Annotated in this window: 12 protein-coding genes; 6 read left to right on the forward strand and 6 right to left on the reverse strand. The window is 48.0% G+C overall.

Annotated features, from left to right (window positions below; genetic code table 11):
• Nucleotides 1–34: 34 nt before the first annotated feature.
• Together NG792_RS26955 and NG792_RS26960 are read left to right on the forward strand one after the other, a co-directional pair.
• Entirely contained in the window at nt 35–7441 is a 7407-nt protein-coding gene (locus tag NG792_RS26955; RefSeq protein WP_261237505.1) for a CHAT domain-containing protein, read from the forward strand.
• Nucleotides 7442–8150: 709 nt separating this feature from the next.
• The gene (locus NG792_RS26960; RefSeq protein ID WP_261237506.1) at nt 8151–9068 is read left to right on the forward strand and encodes a DUF8832 domain-containing protein; all 918 of its coding nucleotides are present in this window, start codon (nt 8151–8153) and stop codon (nt 9066–9068) included.
• Between the two features lie 151 nt (nt 9069–9219).
• Here the strand turns inward: NG792_RS26960 and NG792_RS26965 are convergent, their stop codons facing one another.
• Together NG792_RS26965 and NG792_RS26970 are read right to left on the reverse strand one after the other, a co-directional pair.
• Entirely contained in the window at nt 9220–9789 is a 570-nt protein-coding gene (locus tag NG792_RS26965) for a DUF981 family protein (RefSeq protein WP_261200830.1), read from the reverse strand.
• Between the two features lie 147 nt (nt 9790–9936).
• Nucleotides 9937–10539, reverse strand: coding sequence for a cytochrome b/b6 domain-containing protein (locus NG792_RS26970; RefSeq protein WP_261200829.1), 603 nt, complete (start codon nt 10537–10539; stop codon nt 9937–9939).
• Nucleotides 10540–10870: 331 nt separating this feature from the next.
• Between NG792_RS26970 and NG792_RS26975 the strand changes: the two genes are divergently transcribed.
• From NG792_RS26975 to NG792_RS26985, 3 genes are all read left to right on the forward strand, one after another.
• The gene (locus NG792_RS26975) at nt 10871–11446 is read left to right on the forward strand and encodes a manganese efflux pump MntP (RefSeq protein WP_261200828.1); all 576 of its coding nucleotides are present in this window, start codon (nt 10871–10873) and stop codon (nt 11444–11446) included.
• Between the two features lie 65 nt (nt 11447–11511).
• Nucleotides 11512–12696 (forward strand): pyridoxal phosphate-dependent aminotransferase, encoded by a 1185-nt coding sequence (locus NG792_RS26980; protein ID WP_261237508.1) that lies wholly within the window; start codon nt 11512–11514, stop codon nt 12694–12696.
• 43 nt (nt 12697–12739) lie between these two features.
• The gene (locus tag NG792_RS26985; protein WP_261200826.1) at nt 12740–13537 is read left to right on the forward strand and encodes a glucosamine-6-phosphate deaminase; all 798 of its coding nucleotides are present in this window, start codon (nt 12740–12742) and stop codon (nt 13535–13537) included.
• A gap of 101 nt (nt 13538–13638) precedes the next feature.
• Here the strand turns inward: NG792_RS26985 and NG792_RS26990 are convergent, their stop codons facing one another.
• Together NG792_RS26990 and NG792_RS26995 are read right to left on the reverse strand one after the other, a co-directional pair.
• Nucleotides 13639–14544 carry an SGNH/GDSL hydrolase family protein gene (locus NG792_RS26990; RefSeq protein WP_261200825.1) on the reverse strand — a complete coding sequence of 302 codons (906 nt, stop codon included), beginning with the start codon at nt 14542–14544 and terminating at the stop codon, nt 13639–13641.
• Nucleotides 14545–15090: 546 nt separating this feature from the next.
• The gene (locus tag NG792_RS26995; RefSeq protein WP_261200824.1) at nt 15091–15543 is read right to left on the reverse strand and encodes a peroxiredoxin; all 453 of its coding nucleotides are present in this window, start codon (nt 15541–15543) and stop codon (nt 15091–15093) included.
• 196 nt (nt 15544–15739) lie between these two features.
• On the opposite strand from NG792_RS26995, the gene NG792_RS27000 reads away from it, so the two are divergent.
• Nucleotides 15740–16327 (forward strand): tetratricopeptide repeat protein, encoded by a 588-nt coding sequence (locus tag NG792_RS27000; RefSeq protein ID WP_261200823.1) that lies wholly within the window; start codon nt 15740–15742, stop codon nt 16325–16327.
• A 151-nt stretch (nt 16328–16478) separates the two neighbouring features.
• On the opposite strand, the gene NG792_RS27005 is transcribed toward NG792_RS27000, so the two are convergent.
• Complete coding sequence (locus tag NG792_RS27005) at nt 16479–17366, reverse strand: metal ABC transporter permease (RefSeq protein WP_261200822.1); 888 nt, start codon at nt 17364–17366, stop codon at nt 16479–16481.
• 353 nt (nt 17367–17719) lie between these two features.
• On the reverse strand, nt 17720–18517 hold the full coding sequence (locus NG792_RS27010; RefSeq protein WP_261237510.1) for a metal ABC transporter ATP-binding protein: 798 nt from the start codon (nt 18515–18517) through the stop codon (nt 17720–17722).
• Nucleotides 18518–18559 lie beyond the last annotated feature (42 nt).

The raw sequence follows: 18559 nt of genomic DNA on the forward strand, positions 1-18559 counted from the left end.
CCAGACGGCTGTGCTCTAACTCTATAATTTCTCCTTGTCAAGTACAATTTATACCAAATTAGATGAGCTTACCCTGCCTGCTGCCGATGGGACAAATACTCAGGTGAACCCCGAGGGAAATCAGTTTAATATTACCGGCGGAACCCTATCGGGCGATCAGCTTAATTTATTTCATAGTTTCCAGCAATTTGGCCTAGAGGCGGGTCAAATTGCCAATTTTTTATCCTCTCCCGAGATTCAAAATATCCTGGGACGGGTCACAGGTGGGGATGCTTCCATTATTAATGGACTCATTCAAATCACCGGGGGAAATTCCAATTTATTTTTAATGAATCCAGCGGGGATTTTATTCGGTCCCAACGCCTCCTTAAATGTCCCCGCTTCATTTACCGCCACCACCGCCACAGGAATTGGGTTTGGGAATGATTGGTTTCAGGCAGTTGGAGAAAATAATTGGGGAAATTTAGTCGGACCGCCCAGTCAATTTTACTTTGACATTTCCCAACCGGGAGTTATTGCTAATTTAGGCAACTTAACCCTCTCACCGGGGCAGAATTTAACCCTCTTGGGAGGAACCGTACTCAATGTCGGGACCCTTTCTTCTCCCGGGGGAAATATTACCGTTGCAGCAATTCCGGGAGAGAGTCGCGTGCGGATTTCTCAAGCGAATAATTTGCTGAGTTTAGAAGTTACTCCCTCTCCTACTCATCCCCTCACTTCCCAACTCACCCCCCTGAGTTTGCCGGAACTTTTAACCGGAAGTGGAGTGAGTCATGCCAATCAGGTGCAGGTGAACCCCGATGGTACAGTCGCCCTAACAGGGTCTCACTCTCAGGTCCCCGTGGATTCTGGGGATGCCGTTGCTTCCGGTGAAATTAATGTAACGGGAGAATCAGGCGGGACAGTTCAGCTATTGGGTGAACGGGTTGCCGTTGTCGGCGCCAATATCGATGCTTCAGGCATCGATGACGGGGGGACAGTCCTGGTGGGGGGTGAGTATCAGGGTCAAGGTCCTGTTCCCAATGCCTCCGATACCTTTGTGAGTCGAGATTCGATTATTTCTGCCGATGCCCTATCCCAGGGAAATGGGGGCCGCGTGATTATTTGGGCGGATGATACCACCACATTTTTGGGTACAATCAATGCACGGGGAGGGGTCGAGGCAAGGGAGGAACACCAGAATGGGGGATTTGTAGAAGTATCGGGCAAGAAAAACCTAATTTTTCGGGGGACGGTGGATCTAAGTGCGCCTAATGGCAGTTTAGGCACATTACTCCTTGACCCAGAAAATATCACCATTGTGAGTGGAACCTTTGCAGTGGATGATAACCAGTTAAGTGAGGATACTCTTTCAGGAGCCCCGGAAGGGGCGATTTTTGCAGAGGATGGCGGCGCAGCAACTTATACAATTTCGGAATTCTTTTTAGAAACTCTACCGGGAAATGGCAATATTATCCTAGAGGCAACCAATGATATTATCATTGAAGATTTGGATTTGGGCAATGGTGGGGAATTGAGGTTTCAAGAGGGAACGGGTTCTATTACCTTTTTGGCAGATGCTGACGGTAGTGGAACAGGCTCATTTTTGATGGATAATATCCAAAATACTATCTCGGCACCCGGGAGGGCTTTATCCATTTCCGGTGCAAGTATAGTGGTTGGGGATATCAATACGGGAATTGATTCCGGTCCGACTGACGGGGGTGCAATTACTTTAAATGCCATGAACGGCAGCATTGAGGGGGAAGGACTTTTGACGCGAACGAGTCCCCAACAGGGTGAAGGAATGGCAGGAAATGGCGGTGCAGTTACAGTCAGTGCGTTGACGGATATTGACCTCACAAGCATTAATACCAGTTCTTACTCCTTCGATATGGGGGCGCGTAATGGGGGACGGATTGAGGTGAGAAGTACAAGGGGAAATATAGAGGTTCAGAGTTTGAATTCTTCGACCTTTACGACCCTTGGAATTATAGTAGGCAATGGGGGAGATATTCTGGTAGAGGCACTGAATGGGAGTGTGAATACCTTTACGATTAGATCTAATGCCGAATCCTTCAATGGAAATGCGGGTACGGGCGGGGATGTTGTGGTGAATGCTGGGACGAGTTTAAGTATCAGCAGTTCTTTAGATTCTAGTAGTTCGGAACTCAATAGTGGGGGGAATGTTGAGCTAACAGGGAATCAGATAGAGTTATCCCCAGGAGGTGAAGGGCAGGCGAATACTAACAACGGGGGAATTTTACTGCTGCAACCGAGTACACCGGATACCAATATTGCGATTAATGCCCTGGGAGATGTCCCCGGCAGTTTCACCTTGACTCAGTTTGAACTTGGAAACCTGAATTGGGGGTTTGATTCAATTACAATTGGGCGGGCGGATGGGACTGGGGTAGTCACAATGGATAGTTTTGAGACTCCAATTGATGCACCTCTAACGGTGCGATCGCCCAATGGTACAATTACGGTGGATAGTCCAATTGAGGCAATCGATAATGGTTCAATCACCCTAGTGGGTGCAACCACGCTCAATTCTGACCTGACTACGGTGAACCAACCGATCGCCATTCAGGGAGATGTCATCTTGGGTCTCAATCCCATTACTCTCACTTCAGGGGATGGTCCAATTACCCTAACGGGAGAGGTGAATGGGAATCAATCCCTCATCTTAGATGCAGGCATTGGGGATATTAGTATTAACGGGGCCATTGGCGGGGTCACCCCAATTGCGGATTTGAGTGCGAATAGTACCGGGACTACAAGCTTTGGCGGGTCCATCAATGCTGCCAGTGTGACAACAGATGCTGGGGGAACGACCCAACTGAATGGCGATGTTACCACGACTGGAGAGATGGGACAAGTCTATGAAGATAATGTCCTCACCCCAGGCAACCTCACTTTAACAGGGGATGAACTCAGCTTCGGCGGAACCGTTACCGGAAGCGGATTGCTCACCCTGCAACCCGCTAACCTGAATACCCCCATTGCCTTGGGCGATACCACAGAAATCGGCGATGAAACATTAGATATTACTGCCGCAGATTTAGGCGCATTCCAGGGATTCACTTCCCTAACAATTGGACGCGTGGATGGCAACGGGGCGATTTCGGGCACTAATTTATCTTTAACGGTTCCCACTAATATACAATCAGGAACTGGCGGTATTACCTTAGCGGGGGCAAATGGCGCACAACCCCTGACGGTGACTTCCACCGATGGAACTGTTGATTTATCTGGGGACGTGGGAAATATTACGCCGTTATCCTCCTTAAGTGTGAATACCGGAGGGATTGTTACCCTCGGGAATGGCATTACCACCGATGGTCCTGATGGCGTGGCGATCGCCACGCCATCAGGGATTAATTTAACCGGACCCGTCACCCTTGATAGTAGTACCGGCAATGGTGAAATTGCCTTAACAGGTGCAGTCAATGGAAATTTTCCCCTCACCCTAACTTCAGGAGATGGGACGGTGATTCTACCGGCGATCGGGGATATTACCCCCATCTCTTCCCTCACTGTTGATAGCACCAACAGTGCGCAACTCACCGGCAATATCACCACCCAGGGAATAAATGGGGTAAGCGTGAATGCACCCATTACCATAGCATCCCCCGTTACCCTCGATACAACCATTGGCAATGGTCCAATTAACGTCACCGGGACAGTGGATGGGACTTTTCCCCTGTCCCTGACAGCAGGAACCTCAGATGTGCGGTTAACTGAAACCGTCGGGGGAATTTCTCCGTTAAGTCAACTGACGATCGCCGGAGGAATCCTGGAAACCGCTGATTTAAACGTCGGAAGTGAAGGAATTAATCTCACCGGCAGTGATATCACCCTGAATACCGTCAACACCACCGCCGGAGGAACGCTGGGGATTAACAATAGCGGAACCCTCAACCTGGGTGGATTACTGAATCTTTCCGGATTCTTTTCCCAAACTGGAACCGGACCCGTAATTTTGGGAAATAATCTCACTACTGCCAACCAAACTATCAGTTTTAATAGTCCCGTTAGCTTAACAGGAAACCCCACAATCTCCGCTGGAACCGGCAGTCTTTCCTTTAATAATACTCTCAATGCGGGTACAACTAATTTAAGTCTAACCGCCAACGAGATGCAGTTTGGCGGGGCAATTAGTGGGACTGGATTGGTATTTTTATCCCCCGGTTCTAGCGATCGCAATATTCAACTCGGCGGAACACTTAACAATAATGCCCTGAATCTTTCCCTCGCCGAACTGAATCTATTTCAACCGGGATTTACCCAAATTACCATCGGGCGGATTGATAGTATCGGCACAATTGCCCTCGCCCCTCTCACCCTTTCTAACCATTCCTTTTTCTTCCAAAGCGGCAACGGAATTATCTCCTTGTTAGGACTGTTACGGGGCAACCTGGGCGCTGATTTTACCTTCTTTGCCAACGAGATTGAACTCGCTGAGGGAATTGAAACTGATGGGACTGATATTCTCTTCGATGGTAATGTGAAACTTGCTGCTGATGTCACCCTGAATACAGGTCCCGGTGATGGTACAATCACCTTTGAGGGAACCGTAAACGGACCTCACCAACTCACCCTCCAGGCAGGGACGGGGGATGTGGAATGGTTAGGGGCAGTGGGAGGAACGGAACCCCTGGCGGGGACGACTGCCAGTGGGAATACCATTCTGTTATCCTCGGGACTTCGCACACTGGGGGATATTATCCTAAATAGTGACTTACGCCTGATTGATAACACGGCGATCGCCTCCCAAAATGGGGATATCCAGTTCAATGGATTGGTGGATACTCTCACTTCCCCCATTAATTTGAGTCTAAGTGCAGGCGGGGAAATCGCCCTGAATCAAGCAGTCGGTTCTCAAATTCCCCTGGCACAATTACAAGTTACCGAAGCAGCATCGGTTACGGCAACTGCACCAATTAACGCCAATTCCGTGGGGATTTCCGCTGATCAGATTCAACTGGATGGGGACATTACCACAACCGGAGGAGATGTCACGGTTACTGCTAATAATCAGTTAACCGTCGCAAATATTACCACATCTGGCGGTGCAATTGCGGTGATTAACAATACGGGGGATACAAATGCGGGTAACCTGAATAGTTCCAACCCCAATGGAACCGGAGGCGCAGTCGCCATTGAAGCGCCCAATGCCGCAACCCTCGCCGGAGACTTGATTTCCACGGGACAAACTGGGGGAACTATCCGCATCATTGCCCGCGATCGCATCTCTGTGGGAAATATAGACTCCTCCGGCAGTATTGGCAGTGGCGGTAATGTCTTTATCGACCCGGAAAATGATACAGAAGTGGGATATATCAACGCCCAAGGGGGTAATTCCGGCAGTGGAGGAGATATTTTTATACAAACGGGACAGTTTTTCCGGGCGATGAATAGCTTTCGCGATCGCAACGGACAAACCGCCAGTATTTCCTCGGCAGGGGGACAAGGCGGCGGTTCCATTTCCCTGACTCATGGCGGAGGGGACCTAGAAATTCCCTTAGTGATTGGGGATAATGGCAGCAACGGGACAGCAGGGGTGATTACCACCGGCAGCGAGACTCTCACCTTGGGAGAATCCTTCCTCGGTCCCGTGACTCGCGGGAATATTGGCGTGATAACCGGGGAAGTGATACCGCCAGAAGAACCGGAAGAACCCATCGAGGAACTGCCACCGGAAGAACCCATCGAGGAACTGCCACCGGGAGAACCCATTTCAACACCGACGATCGCACCGGGACCCACGGATATACAACCCTTGCCGTCGGAAACTCCAGCAACAGAGGAAACAGCATCGGAAACCCCAGCAGCAGGGGAACCCACCGTAGAAGCATCCCCGCTAGAGGTATCCCCAGAGGAAACATCCCTCCCCGTTGCCGATAATTCCACAGATGTGGAAGAAACCAACGCGGTGATTACCCCCACCATTGAACCTCCGGCGATCGCCCCGGTAACCATCGAAACCCCAACGATCGCCACTGAGGAGATTACACCCTCTGCCTCAGAGGTGGAACCCACCCTGACAACCCCGGAACCTGTACCGCCTCTGTTAGTAGAAACCCCCCTGCAACCTGCTGGAGAAACACCCGTACTCCTGATCCAACAAGGAATTGCCGAAACCGTGCGATCGGCGATTGAAAGCAATTCCAGCGAGGAAAATCAAGGACCTGCTTTGGGTAACCTTCGGGAATCCATTGCCCAAAACATTGATACCGGCATGGGGGCAATGGAACAAGTCTTTACCGATAGCTTTAGTCAGCATAGCGGTATTTCACCGGGACAAATAGTTACCTTATCCCAAGCACAAACCTTAATGGGGAATATCGAAGCAGAAACCGGCGTTAAACCTGCCTTAATTTATGTCAGATTTGCCCCCGTTAGTTTAGAAAGCGATCGGGACCAGGACCAACTGGAAATCCTCATCGTCACCGCAGAGGGACAACCCATTCCCCAACGAATTCCTAACACCAGTCGCGCCGAAGTTATCCAAGTAGCGAATGCCTTTCGGGGAGAAATTACCACAACGGGAATTCGCCGCAACCGCTATTTAAACAGCGCTCAACAGCTTTATAACTGGATCATTGCCCCCATCGAAGCGGAGTTAAAAGCCCAAAATATTCAAAATTTAGCCTTCATTATGGATAGTGGATTGCGGAGTCTTCCCGTAGCGGCCCTCCATGATGGCAATCAATTTCTCGTGGAAAAATACAGCGTGGGGCTGATGCCTTCCTTAAGTTTAACCGATACCCGATATGCGGACATTAAAACGCAGGAAGTCTTAGCAATGGGAGCCTCTAAATTTACCGAATTAGACCCCTTACCCGCCGTTCCCTTAGAAGTGGAAACCATTACCACCAAATTGCGAAAAGGAAAAGCCTTTATCAATGAATTGTTCACCTTAGAAACCCTGAAAAGAGAACGCAGTGAGCATCAATATTCAATTGTTCACTTGGCAACTCACGGGGAATTTCAATCCGGAGAAATCAGTAATTCCTATATTCAACTGTGGGACCGGAAGCTGAAAATGGATGAAATTCGAGAACTTGGGTTTAACGACCCGCCGTTAGAATTGCTTGTTCTCTCCGCCTGCCGGACTGCGGTGGGGGATGAACAAGCGGAATTAGGGTTTGCTGGGTTAGCAGTCCAAGCAGGCGCTAAAACTGCCTTAGCCAGTTTATGGTATGTTTCTGATGAGGGTACTTTTGGGTTCATGAGTGAATTTTATCACCATTTAAGTCAAGCCCCCATCAAAGCCGAAGCCCTCCGACAAACCCAAATTGCCATGATTCAAGGGCAAGTCCGAGTAGAAAATGGTATCCTTTATACAGCTAATCAGGAAATTCCCTTACCCGAGGCGATCGCGCAGCTCTCTGAGTCGGATTTAACCCATCCCTATTACTGGTCCGCCTTCACCCTAATCGGTAGTCCTTGGTAAACGACAGCAAGTCGTGACGTTGAACAGGGGAGAGCGTATTTCATGCCAATTTCATAATCTCAGGGCAGACTAAAAATGATGAACTTTTGAACGTTAGGTTTGAGAAGTGTAGAAAATTTTATCCTAAAAAATACCTCAATGGTTCAATCCCCGTAACCAGGGGTGGAATACAGCCTGCTTGCTCAATATGAAGGCTGTTTCATTCTAAAATTTTCCTGACCCCGTAAGCGTTACAGAGCAAGGGTTTTCGGCCTGATTTTCTAAGTTGAAACGAAGGACCACCCCGCCCCTACGGGGCACCCCTCCACAGGAGGGGAATTCCACCCCGCCCCGAAGGGGCACCCCTCCACAGGAGGGGAATTCCACCCTGTCTTGAAGGGACACCCCTCCACAGGAGGGGAATTCCACCCTGTCTTGAAGGGACACCCCTGATGAGGAGGGGAATTCCACCCTGTCTTGAAGGGACACCCCTGATGAGGAGGGGAATTCCACCCTGTCTCGAAGGGACACCCCTCATGAGGAGGGGAATCAGGCTGTATCCTTTGGGAGATAAAAGGACTGAACAATGCCAAAATGAATTGAGCCAGGAGAATGAAACAGCCCTAGGTCAATATACAGCCGGGAAAGAGGGATTTATTCCTGCATATTTTCTGGATCTGAGTTTCAACTTTCCGCCAAATTCTCTTACACACAAACAGGATAAACAGTCATGAATAGGTTGGTTATTGCCGTGGCGATCGCCTCTAGTTTATTGGTTATTCCCGGTTGTTATAGCCCCACCTCAGAGGCATCGTTAAAGGAATCCGTTGAAGTAGAAGGGATGGACTCTAATCACGCTGAAGGGATGGGAGAGGGACATGATCAGCATCATCAGCAGCATCATCCAGATTCTCATTCAGAACATTCTGGAGATGGTCCCGGGGAACCTCAGAATGCCACTCAAGCGAAACTCACCGTTCCCTCGGCGATCGCTGCTAATCAACCCGTTGCTTTAGGGATTGAAATTCAAGATAGTACGGGAAATACCGTTTCTGAATTTGATATTGTTCATGAAAAAAAGCTGCACTTAATTGTAGTGAGTGATGATTTGCAGTTCTTCTCTCATCTCCATCCCACTCAGAATCAAGCAGGACAATTTCAAGTCGAAAATACGTTTCCCAGTGGGGGGAATTATACCCTGTTTGCCGATTACAAACCTACCGGGGATGCACAACGAGTTTCCGCGTTAAAAACGACGGTAGCGGGAAATCCCCCCCCGCCAGCAGAGATGACGTTAACGCGATCGCAAACTCTGGGGAATACAAAGGTGGGGTTAATGTTACCCACGGAGAAAATTTCCGCCGGTGAACCGATTACCCTTGCTTTCGATTTAGAAGATACTAAGACTCAAACCCCGGTTACAGACTTGCAGCCTTATTTAGGAGAATTGGGTCATTTAGTGATTGTAAAACAATCGGATTCTCCCACAGAAGCCGATTACATTCATGCTCATCCCATGCCTAATCCTGGATCGGAAACTCTGGAATTTATGACTCAATTTCCAGAAGCAGGAAACTATAAAATGTGGGGAGAGTTTAACCGCAATGGCGAAATTATTGCCGCAGAATTTTGGGTGACGGTTCAGTAGAGACGAAAACCAAATTCCGGAACGCTCCCCCCAACAGATTGGCGTTATTAATGGTTTTTTTTAGCAGCCTAACCTTACCTTTTAAGGGGGTTTTTGGGAAATTCTGCAAGAAGTCTACTCGGGTACAAGGTAGTGCCTTGTACCCGATTTTTTATCTCAGAGTAGGCGGGACCCAATCGCTATAATCTGCTAGATGTCCCCAATAGGAAAGATAGCCAGTAATCGCCCATATAAGTCCGGCTATGATAATAGTGACTGCCCCGACAGTTCGTAGGGTTGGGTTATTTCTCAGATAAAGAGAGGGAGTCGATAAAACACCGCCCAATCCTGAAATAATAAAGCCTATTCCGGACATCCAAGGCCGCCGAGTCATGTCTAAATTAATGATTCTGACCCCGACTACAATCGCGGCTAAACCGGCAAAAAAGGCGTAAATAGTCACAGTAATCAAATCCCAATCCGCAGCGAGGGCGACGGCTGCGCCCATAAAGACAATTCCGAACAAGACGGACATTTCCCCAAAGGCTACATTAAAACTCCCTCGAATCGGCCAAGTCCAAATCATGTGTAATCCCGTAACCAACGCCACTGCACCTGTCATTCCGAAGCCAGGAATCCAGCGTTTTTGGCGGATATTATCTAATCCCTCATAAATATAGTAAGCCAGCAAAAAATGACCGGCTACTAAGTTAATTAGCATTAAGCTAATGTAATTAATCATGACTGACCCTCTGTGATTTCTATTAAGAGTGGCAATGTTTGATTGTACCGTAACCAAAGGAAATCGGGGTCAGGGAGGGTGGAAAACCCGCAGAAAACTCTAAATTTCCACCGTGTTCAATTGCTTTTTCAGGAGAACTGAATTGAGCTACAAATGGGGATTGCGGAACCAGTTACGGATTTTTTGGGGCCACAACTTGGGGCTTTCGGGCGCTCGATAGTCCGTTTGAATCATGGATTGCCACAGGGGGATTCCTCCTACTTTTGCACTCAACAACAGGTGGAAGGCGAGGGCTAATCCTATCACTATCCATGCGGTCAAATGTAGGAAATACGCCGGTTGATTTATCTGTCCCTGGGGTAGCCAGTTTTCATCCTGAAACTTACCCGTAATGACTGCTAATCCCGCTGCTAATAAGATGATGGTATTAGCAATCCGATGTAAGGCAACCCACCAACTCGGTTTACCGACATCGCGAAGTTTTGAAAGGGAATTTTTGGCAACCAAACGGTGTCGTCCAACTCGCACACTGTAAATGGCAAAGCCAATCAAAACAAAGAATAACAAAAAGCCAAATGTGCCATGAATATCAATCAGGCTTCGGTTTGCTTCGGATAAGCCTAGGCCGCCCCAGCGCCCATCCCAGCTATCATAAACTAAAAAGCCAGTAATGAAAGCCCCCAGGACTAAAATGGCATTAAGACCATGTAACAATCGTAGCAGCAAGGGTTGATAAGGAATGGAACGCATAAGCTTACTCTGATTTGTTTCAAGGGATTTCTCAATTTTACAATGAAAGGTCTGATTCTGAGATAAAATAGGCTCACCCTACTGTTCAAAGCCTAGGACGCACTTCGGAGTTCCCTCGCCTATATCCCGGAGGTTCGGGAAATTACAAAAATGATTAAATAATGAAAAATATTCCCTAATTTCCTGGAAAGCCTGGGGGAAAGCTGAGGGAATGGGTCCCAACTTCCGGGAGTGTTTTTCATTTTTGTTTCATTATAGTGATGGTTGTGAAACGAACTTAAATATGGTAGGGTTAAATCACTACCGTAAGAGATAGAGGTTAAGCAAAATAGTGAGCTTTATCACCACTTTCTTGATATCTTTAGGCTTGGCAATGGATGCCTTTGCCGTGGCGATCGGCAGTGGAATGGCTTTGAAAAAAGTCAAACTGTATGATGCAGTTTTAGTGGCCACTTTTTTTGGGGGATTCCAGTTGTTTATGCCCTTAATCGGCTGGATAGTTGGATTGGCTATCCGAGAGGCAATTTCTAGTGTGGATCATTGGATTGCATTTTTACTGCTGGCATTTATTGGCGGTAAAATGATTCATGAGTCTATCTATGAACAGGAGGGAGTAGAGGAAGCCAAAGCAGCCAATCCCCGCAATTTATATATTTTGTTAGGATTAGCCGTTGCCACGAGTATTGATGCCTTAGCGGTGGGATTGAGTGTTTCGCTGTTACAAACTTCGATTGTCGAGTTAGCGGTGGTGATTGGGATTGTTACCTTTGTTCTATCCTTTGCTGGGGTCTATATCGGGAATCGAGTGGGGAACTTTTGTGAAAAGCAAGTGACAATTATAGGCGGCGTGATTTTAATTGGGATCGGGGTCAAAATATTAGTGGAACATTTAAGCGCTGCGGGTTAGCCGATCGCCTTTTTCATCCCCCCTTTCTTGTATGCTAAGAAACAATGAGATGGAGGATGAAGCTAATGGACCCGATACTTTCTCGCATGGAGGGAGTGCAATCCCCGATTATTCCACAGATTGGGGAACTGATTCGCGCTTATCCCGGTACGCTTTCTTTGGGACAAGGGGTGGTGTATTATCCCCCACCGCCTGCCGCCTTTGAAAGCATTCGGGAATGTTTGGCGGATCCCAATAATCATAAATATCAGGCGGTGGAAGGAATTCCGGCGTTACAAGCGGCGATCGCCACCAAACTGCAATCGGAAAATGGTATTTGCCTCAACGAAGATAGCAAAATCATCGTCACTGCCGGGGGAAATATGGCGTTTATGAATGCCATTCTGGCGATTACCTCTCCCGGCGATGAAATTATTATCCAAACTCCTTATTATTTCAATCATGAAATGGCGATCGCCATTGCCGGATGTCAGGCAGTTTGTGTGGCAACCGATGAAAACTATCAACTCCGTCTTGATGCGATCGCCGCAGCAATTACGGACAAAACCCGTGCCATTGTCACCATTTCTCCCAACAATCCCACAGGTGCAGTTTATTCAGAAACTGCCTTACGTCAAGTCAATCAACTCTGTAGCGATCGCGGCATTTATCATATCAGTGATGAAGCCTACGAATATTTTACCTACGATGGCGCAACCCATTTTTCTCCGGGTTCTATCCCCCATAGCCATTCCCACACCATTTCCCTGTTTAGTCTCTCCAAAGCTTATGGATTTGCAGGATGGCGAATTGGCTACATGGTTATTCCCAAACCCCTCCTCACCGCCGTAAAAAAAATTCAAGACACTCTGTTAATTTGTCCCCCAATCCTGTCTCAATATGTCGCATTAGGCGCATTACAAGCCGGGAAAACCTATTGCTTAGAACATCTGCCCATCATCTCAGAAATGCGCGACTTATGTCTGAAACGCTTCTTTGAGTTATCGGAATTTTGTACCGTCCCGGAAGCTAAAGGGGCTTTTTACTTTTTCATTAAACTAGAAAGCGAACTTTCCCCAATGGAAGCCGCTAAACTACTCATTGAAAAATTTGGGATTGCCACGATCCCCGGTACGACCTTTGGCATTCAAAGCGGCTGTTTCCTACGGGTTTCCTACGCAGGATTGGACCGAGATACCGCAGTTGAAGGCATTGATCGCTTATTTCGCGGATTAGGGACGATGTACAAAACTCCCCATTCCCGTATGTGAAAATAGGAGAGTGTTGTTTAGAACTCCCCTACCCCGGAAAATTATGGCTGATCCATCGAATTCTTCAAAATTAACCCCTCCTGTGAAAATCTTTTCGGTGGATGCCTTGGCAGTCCGTCTGTTTGCCACCGAAGCCGAGATGGCATTGGATGCGGCTGTTGCCGCTAGTGACATCTTAGAGAAGGCGATCGCCCAACGGGGGGAGGCGCGGGTACTCCTAGCAACGGGGAATTCCCAAATTCAATTTCTGGATGCGGCGATCGCCTTGAATCGGGTGGATTGGTCCCGGATTGTCTTCTTTCATTTAGATGAATATCTGGGAATTACAGCCACCCATCCAGCGAGTTTTCGTAGCTACTTGCGCGATCGCGTAGAAAATCAGGTCCATCCTGCCGCCTTTCATTACATCCACGGAGATGCGATCGAACCCCTGAAAGAATGCGATCGCTATAGCCAACTCCTGTTAGAAAAACCCATTGATTTATGCTGCTTGGGCGTGGGAGAAAATGGTCACTTAGCCTTTAACGAACCGGGGATTGCTGATTTTAACGACCCCTACCCCATTAAACTGGTAAAATTAGCCCATGCTACCCATCAGCAATTGGTAAATCAAGGACAGTTCCCCGCCCTAGAAGCGGTGCCCAAATATGCCTTTACCCTCACCATTCCCCAGCTTTGTGCCGCCCAACAAATCATCTGTCTCGCCCCTTCCCGGCGCAAAACCGAGATTGTCCACCAGATGTTATCTCATCCCATTACGCCGGAAATTCCCGCTACAATTTTGCGATCGCAATCCCATGCCACCTTATTTTTAGACCAAGATTCTGCCGGTGAAATTTAACCGAAAAACAATTCTACATTAGAGGTTTTGCAGAATAAGCCCCCCTTGGGAAGGGGGGTTGGGGGGATCTCTGCGAGAATATTTAATTTTTTGGAGTTGCCTTAATTGGGGCCAATTTGAGCAGGCATCCGGGATTTAATCCGTTTCTCCACCCCCACCGTAGGAACTCCCAGTCTTTCTTGCCCCGAACTCACATCGGGACGGATCGCGGCTTCGCTATTTTCTAATAGCTGAAAAGCGTAGACCCCGAGTTTTTCATGGGCAAAAGTGGTCGGATGAATATCATCCCAAAATAGATATTCATTGGGATTTTGGCAAATCTTACCCCTTTGTTGATTTAGACAAGGTTCGGTAACGTTTCTAAACCCAAAATCCGCCGGGTTGTCCAAGACGCGATTGTAAATTTCATTGACATTCAAGGGAATAATTTCTACCTCTGAACCCAGGCGGCTGCTCAACTGTTGCAGAGACTCGGCTAATCCCTGATTATGCAAGCGAATTAATTCATTTAACTGGACCGAACTCTGACGATTTCGGGTGGCGGGTAAATTCCCTAAATCAGGCAGATTAGGCACGAGGAAATTTTGGGCACCCATTGCAGCAAGGGTGGCGATCGCCTCAGAAACATTCGATACAGGTTGATTGGGATTTCTCTCCTGATTCCCCAGGTAATCGTTTGGTCCAGCCCAAACAATATAAAGGGCATTGGGGTCTGCTGAATCTTGGGTTTGTTGGAAGCGATTCACCTGATCCAACAGTCCTCGGGAGGGGGTTTCATTCCGATTCATTGCCCCAGTTGTCGCCCCCCCGAATGCAAAATTAGTATCCGGATTAAACGGGATATTTAACTGTTCGGCCAGATATTCCACCCACACCGGGCCATTAGAAAACCGTCCCTCAAAGTACAAAGAACTCGGGGGAATTTGAGCTTGGGACTGTTGAAACAATTGCCCCGTGTCGGAGAGACTGTCACCAAAAACATATATCTCGCTAAAGTTGGCTGCCATAACTGGACCTGGAATTAGAAAAGAAAAAAGGACGGCTGCACTCGCTAAAATCCGTTGTCGCATGGTAATGTTCAGAGAATCTCCTGGGAGTTGTCACCGGGTAGGGAAAGAGTCGCTATCCGGACTCCCTCATTTCAATTCTCTGGCGGAAGAAAGGACGGTCCGGAATAACTCTATCTTTTCATGCCCCTAGCCCGGTTGCCCTCTCTCGCGAGTCGGACCTTTCCGAGAGATCTCTCTGGACCCCTCAGCAGTTAGGCATAACAATTTGGGGGGTAGTTTTGAGGGAAATTACTTTTTTGGATAGGTGACAAAATGATAATTAACGGCTAGAAGTACGCCCGTATAACCCTAAAATTAAGGGCAGTTAGACTCGGGCTAAATGAATGGGACAACTTTTCAAGGGAACAAAATGCTCCCACTCTTAAATAGTATTTTCAGACTGATTTTAAATCGCTTAATATGTTGTCTTACCGGAAGAGAGTAGGGGAAATTCATGTACGGCCCCTACTCTCAGGCAAGCGCCTCCAAGTGGCGTTATCCCGGTTAAATTGCTTTCAGAGTTTTGAGAGATTCTTCCACATGACCCTCAAAATTCATCATAGAATTGAAGATATGGCGGACCACACCCTCTTTATCAATCACATAGGTGACGCGCCCGGGGAGAAGTCCCAAAGCTGAGGGGACCCCATAGAGTTTGCGAAGGGCTTTATCGCGATCGCTTAACAGGGTAAACGGCAAACTGTACTTACTGGCGAATTTTTGGTGAGAATCGGCTGAATCACTGCTGACCCCGATGACTTCGGCCCCTGCTTGTTTGAACTGTTCATAACTATCCCGAAAGGCGCAAGATTCCTTCGTGCATCCGGGAGTATCATCTTTTGGATAAAAATAGAGCACGACACTAGATTTCCCTCTAAAATCGCTGAGTTTAACGGGTTCGCCGGTTTGGGATGGCAAACTAAAATCCGGTGCTGTATCTCCTATTTGTACGCTCATAATCCCTAGTCCTGGGTCTCTTCTGTGCAAAATGTTAACTTTTGTAATGTTACCGCACTTTGTCCCCGCAATGGTAACGCTCCCCGGTGAAGAAATTAGAGAAAGGCTTGATTTAGCCATCAGACTAGGCACTGGGATGAATTCTGAGTGCAGGTCCGGTCATCATCTACACCCGATTAAACACAATTAATCAATCATGATTCGACATTTCCTCGCCTGTGGACTAGCTGGTTTAGTCATGGTAACCGCCATGCCTAGCGTCTCCTCTGCCACGCTGTCTCCCGTGAGTCCCAGCAATTCCTCAGTCGATTTAGAACAGGCAGAAGCTTACAATAACCAAGGATATGATTTAGCGAGTCAGGGAAAATTCAGGGAAGCCGTGGCAGCTTTTGAACAAGCGATCGCCCTGTATCCTTCTTATGATACCGCCTACAATAACCTGGGAATTACTTATGCCCAAATGGGAAATTTCTCCGCAGCCGTGAGCGCCTTTGAGCAAGCGCTTACGCTGAATTCTGGCAATGTGGAATACTATAATAATCTCGGCAGCGCCTTGGGTTCCTTGGGGAGAATCTCCGAAGCGACTAACGTTTTTAGAGAGGCGATCGCCCGCTACCCCAATGACCCCGATAGCCATTTTAATTTAGCCATTGCCTTATTAAATCAAAATCAATTTTCTGAAGCTGTTGCCGCCTTGAAAACCGCCCGAGATTTATACCAAATCCGCAATAATTTGGGAGCAGTCCAACAAATCACTCAAATTTTACAAGACTTAGAACCTTAACCAGAAATCCGGTAATCCTACTCTATAACAACCCGCACCCTCAAGGGTGGGTCTATACGAACACTAGCGAAGCCCGCCTACGCGGGCTAGAGAGAAAATAGGTTTTTGATACCCCTGCCTTTCGGATAACCTAAAATCTAGATAGTTTGCCCTAGCGAAACAACCCTTTGATTTCCTGCCAAAATGCGGAACTTTCCCCTTTTGTCCGAGGATGAGTCAGAATTCCATGACTCGGACTCAACAGCAAAGCTAACAGGAAAAACCCAGAAACCACTAACACAATCGCCGGACCAGACGGGATATTTTGATAAAAACTCAAATACATTCCGGAGACACTAGAAATAATGCCAATCAGGGCACCGACAATCATGACCTGATGGAGGCGAGGAACCAATAAATAGGCGGTGGCACCGGGGGCAATTAGCAGGGACAAAACCAGCACCACCCCCACTGCTTTCATGCTGGCGACGACGGTTAAGGCAATCAAGACCATTAACCCAAAATTGAGCAAATTTACGGGCAGCCCTGCGGCTTGAGCACCCAAGGGGTCAAAGGTGTAAAACAAGAGTTCTTTGTACAGTAAAAAAACCACCGCGAGGGTTAAAAAAGCAATCAGCGCGGTGGTTTTTACATCTTCCGGGGTGACGGAGAGAATATTGCCGAATAAAAAATGATTGAGGTCAATTTTTTGGTCTTTTTGAATGAGGGTAATTAAGGTAATGCCTAGGGCAAAAAAGGAAGATAGAACAATTCCCATTGCGGCATCTTCTTTAATGGGCGATCGCGTTCTAATCCAGGCGATCACCACGGTACTGAGGACCCCAGCAATAAAGGCCCCCACAAATATATTCGCCCCAATCCCATAGGCGATCGCTAATCCAGGAAGGACCGAATGCCCGATCGCATCTCCTAATAAAGCCAGACGCTGGACCATTAAATAACTGCCAACCACAGCACAAATCAAGCCCACTAAAATCGCTACGATGAGCGATCGTTGCATAAAACTATATTGGAGGGGTTCAATTAATCCGTCTAACATGGCAGAGGAATTTATACAGAATGTAGAGGGTTACTGGGAAAAAACGAACCTCTCCCCCCCTTCCCCCTTACAAGAGTAAGTTTTTTACGCTTAAGAACACTTCCGGTCCCCTCCCCTTGGCAAGGGGAGGGTTAGGGTGGGGTTCCGATCGCCACCTCACGCCCTCTTTCAGGCTTAAGCGCCTGTAAGGAAGGCTTCAGGCTTAAGCGCCTGTAAGGAGGCTGGGGAAACCTTTTTCTTCTTGATGTGGCTTTGCCAAGTCAAGAAGACCCCACCCTAACCCTCCCCTTACCAAGGGGAGGGGACCGGAAACGTAAAAACCTACTCTTGTAAGGGCGGGGGGGTTAGGTTCTTTAGGCAGCCCGATCGCTAAAAAATTGGACCTGTCCTTGATAGGCGCGATACATATTCTCCGATCGCAGGACTTGTTGTCGGCCACCACAGGCAATTAATTCCCGATTTAATAGGATTAAATCATCAAAATGGGTAATCGATTCCCCAAGGTCGTGATTCACTACAATTACAATGTTTCCCGCTTCGGCGAGTTCGTGAAAAATATCAAACAGGACCGCTTCAGTTTTTTGGTCGATGCCGACGAAAGGCTCATCAAAACAAAAAATTTCTGCTTGTTGAGCCAGCGATCGCGCTAAAAACACCCGCTGCTGTTGTCCCCCGGATAAATCCCCGATTTTGCGGTTGCGGTAGTCACTCATCCCGACTCGGGCGATCGCATCGGAGGCAATCTGACGACTGACGGTACTATAACGCCGAAACCAGCCGGTTTTCTTGGCGCGTCCCATCATCACCACATCCCAGACGGTGGCGGGATAGGTCCAGTCAATTTGCGATCGCTGGGGAACGTAGGCGATGCGATCGCGTTGTTCCATCAGGGGTTTTCCCTCATAGAGGACCCTACCGCTGAGGGTGGGGGTTAATCCTAACATCGCTTTGATTAAGGTGCTTTTCCCGGCACCATTGGGTCCAATAATCCCCGTAAGGCGTCCAGGGCGAATCACCGCGTTGACATCGGTGAGGGCCTGGACCTGGCGATAATTGACGCCCAGATGACTGACACAGATGGCGTGATCCGACGAAGATGCGGGCTGATTTTTCCAGGAACTGTCCCGGTTGAAAGGGTTAGATCTTTTCATAAAGGTTTCTAAAATTTAGCTTTTAATTCCAGGATAGTGTAA

Origin of the sequence: Laspinema olomoucense D3b (genome assembly GCF_025370785.1) — a bacterium.
GTDB lineage: Bacteria > Cyanobacteriota > Cyanobacteriia > Cyanobacteriales > Laspinemataceae > Laspinema > Laspinema olomoucense.

What these genes read in the sequence shown, in the direction of transcription:
- NG792_RS26965 (WP_261200830.1), bottom strand. Translation starts at nt 9,789, where the DNA reads ATGATTAATTACATTAGCTTAATGCTAATTAACTTAGTAGCCGGTCAT.
- NG792_RS27010 (WP_261237510.1), bottom strand. Translation starts at nt 18,517, where the DNA reads ATGAAAAGATCTAACCCTTTCAACCGGGACAGTTCCTGGAAAAATCAG.
- NG792_RS26980 (WP_261237508.1), top strand. Translation starts at nt 11,512, where the DNA reads ATGGACCCGATACTTTCTCGCATGGAGGGAGTGCAATCCCCGATTATT.
- NG792_RS26995 (WP_261200824.1), bottom strand. Translation starts at nt 15,543, where the DNA reads ATGAGCGTACAAATAGGAGATACAGCACCGGATTTTAGTTTGCCATCC.
- NG792_RS27000 (WP_261200823.1), top strand. Translation starts at nt 15,740, where the DNA reads ATGATTCGACATTTCCTCGCCTGTGGACTAGCTGGTTTAGTCATGGTA.
- NG792_RS26960 (WP_261237506.1), top strand. Translation starts at nt 8,151, where the DNA reads ATGAATAGGTTGGTTATTGCCGTGGCGATCGCCTCTAGTTTATTGGTT.
- NG792_RS26970 (WP_261200829.1), bottom strand. Translation starts at nt 10,539, where the DNA reads ATGCGTTCCATTCCTTATCAACCCTTGCTGCTACGATTGTTACATGGT.
- NG792_RS26985 (WP_261200826.1), top strand. Translation starts at nt 12,740, where the DNA reads ATGGCTGATCCATCGAATTCTTCAAAATTAACCCCTCCTGTGAAAATC.
- NG792_RS27005 (WP_261200822.1), bottom strand. Translation starts at nt 17,366, where the DNA reads ATGTTAGACGGATTAATTGAACCCCTCCAATATAGTTTTATGCAACGA.
- NG792_RS26990 (WP_261200825.1), bottom strand. Translation starts at nt 14,544, where the DNA reads ATGGCAGCCAACTTTAGCGAGATATATGTTTTTGGTGACAGTCTCTCC.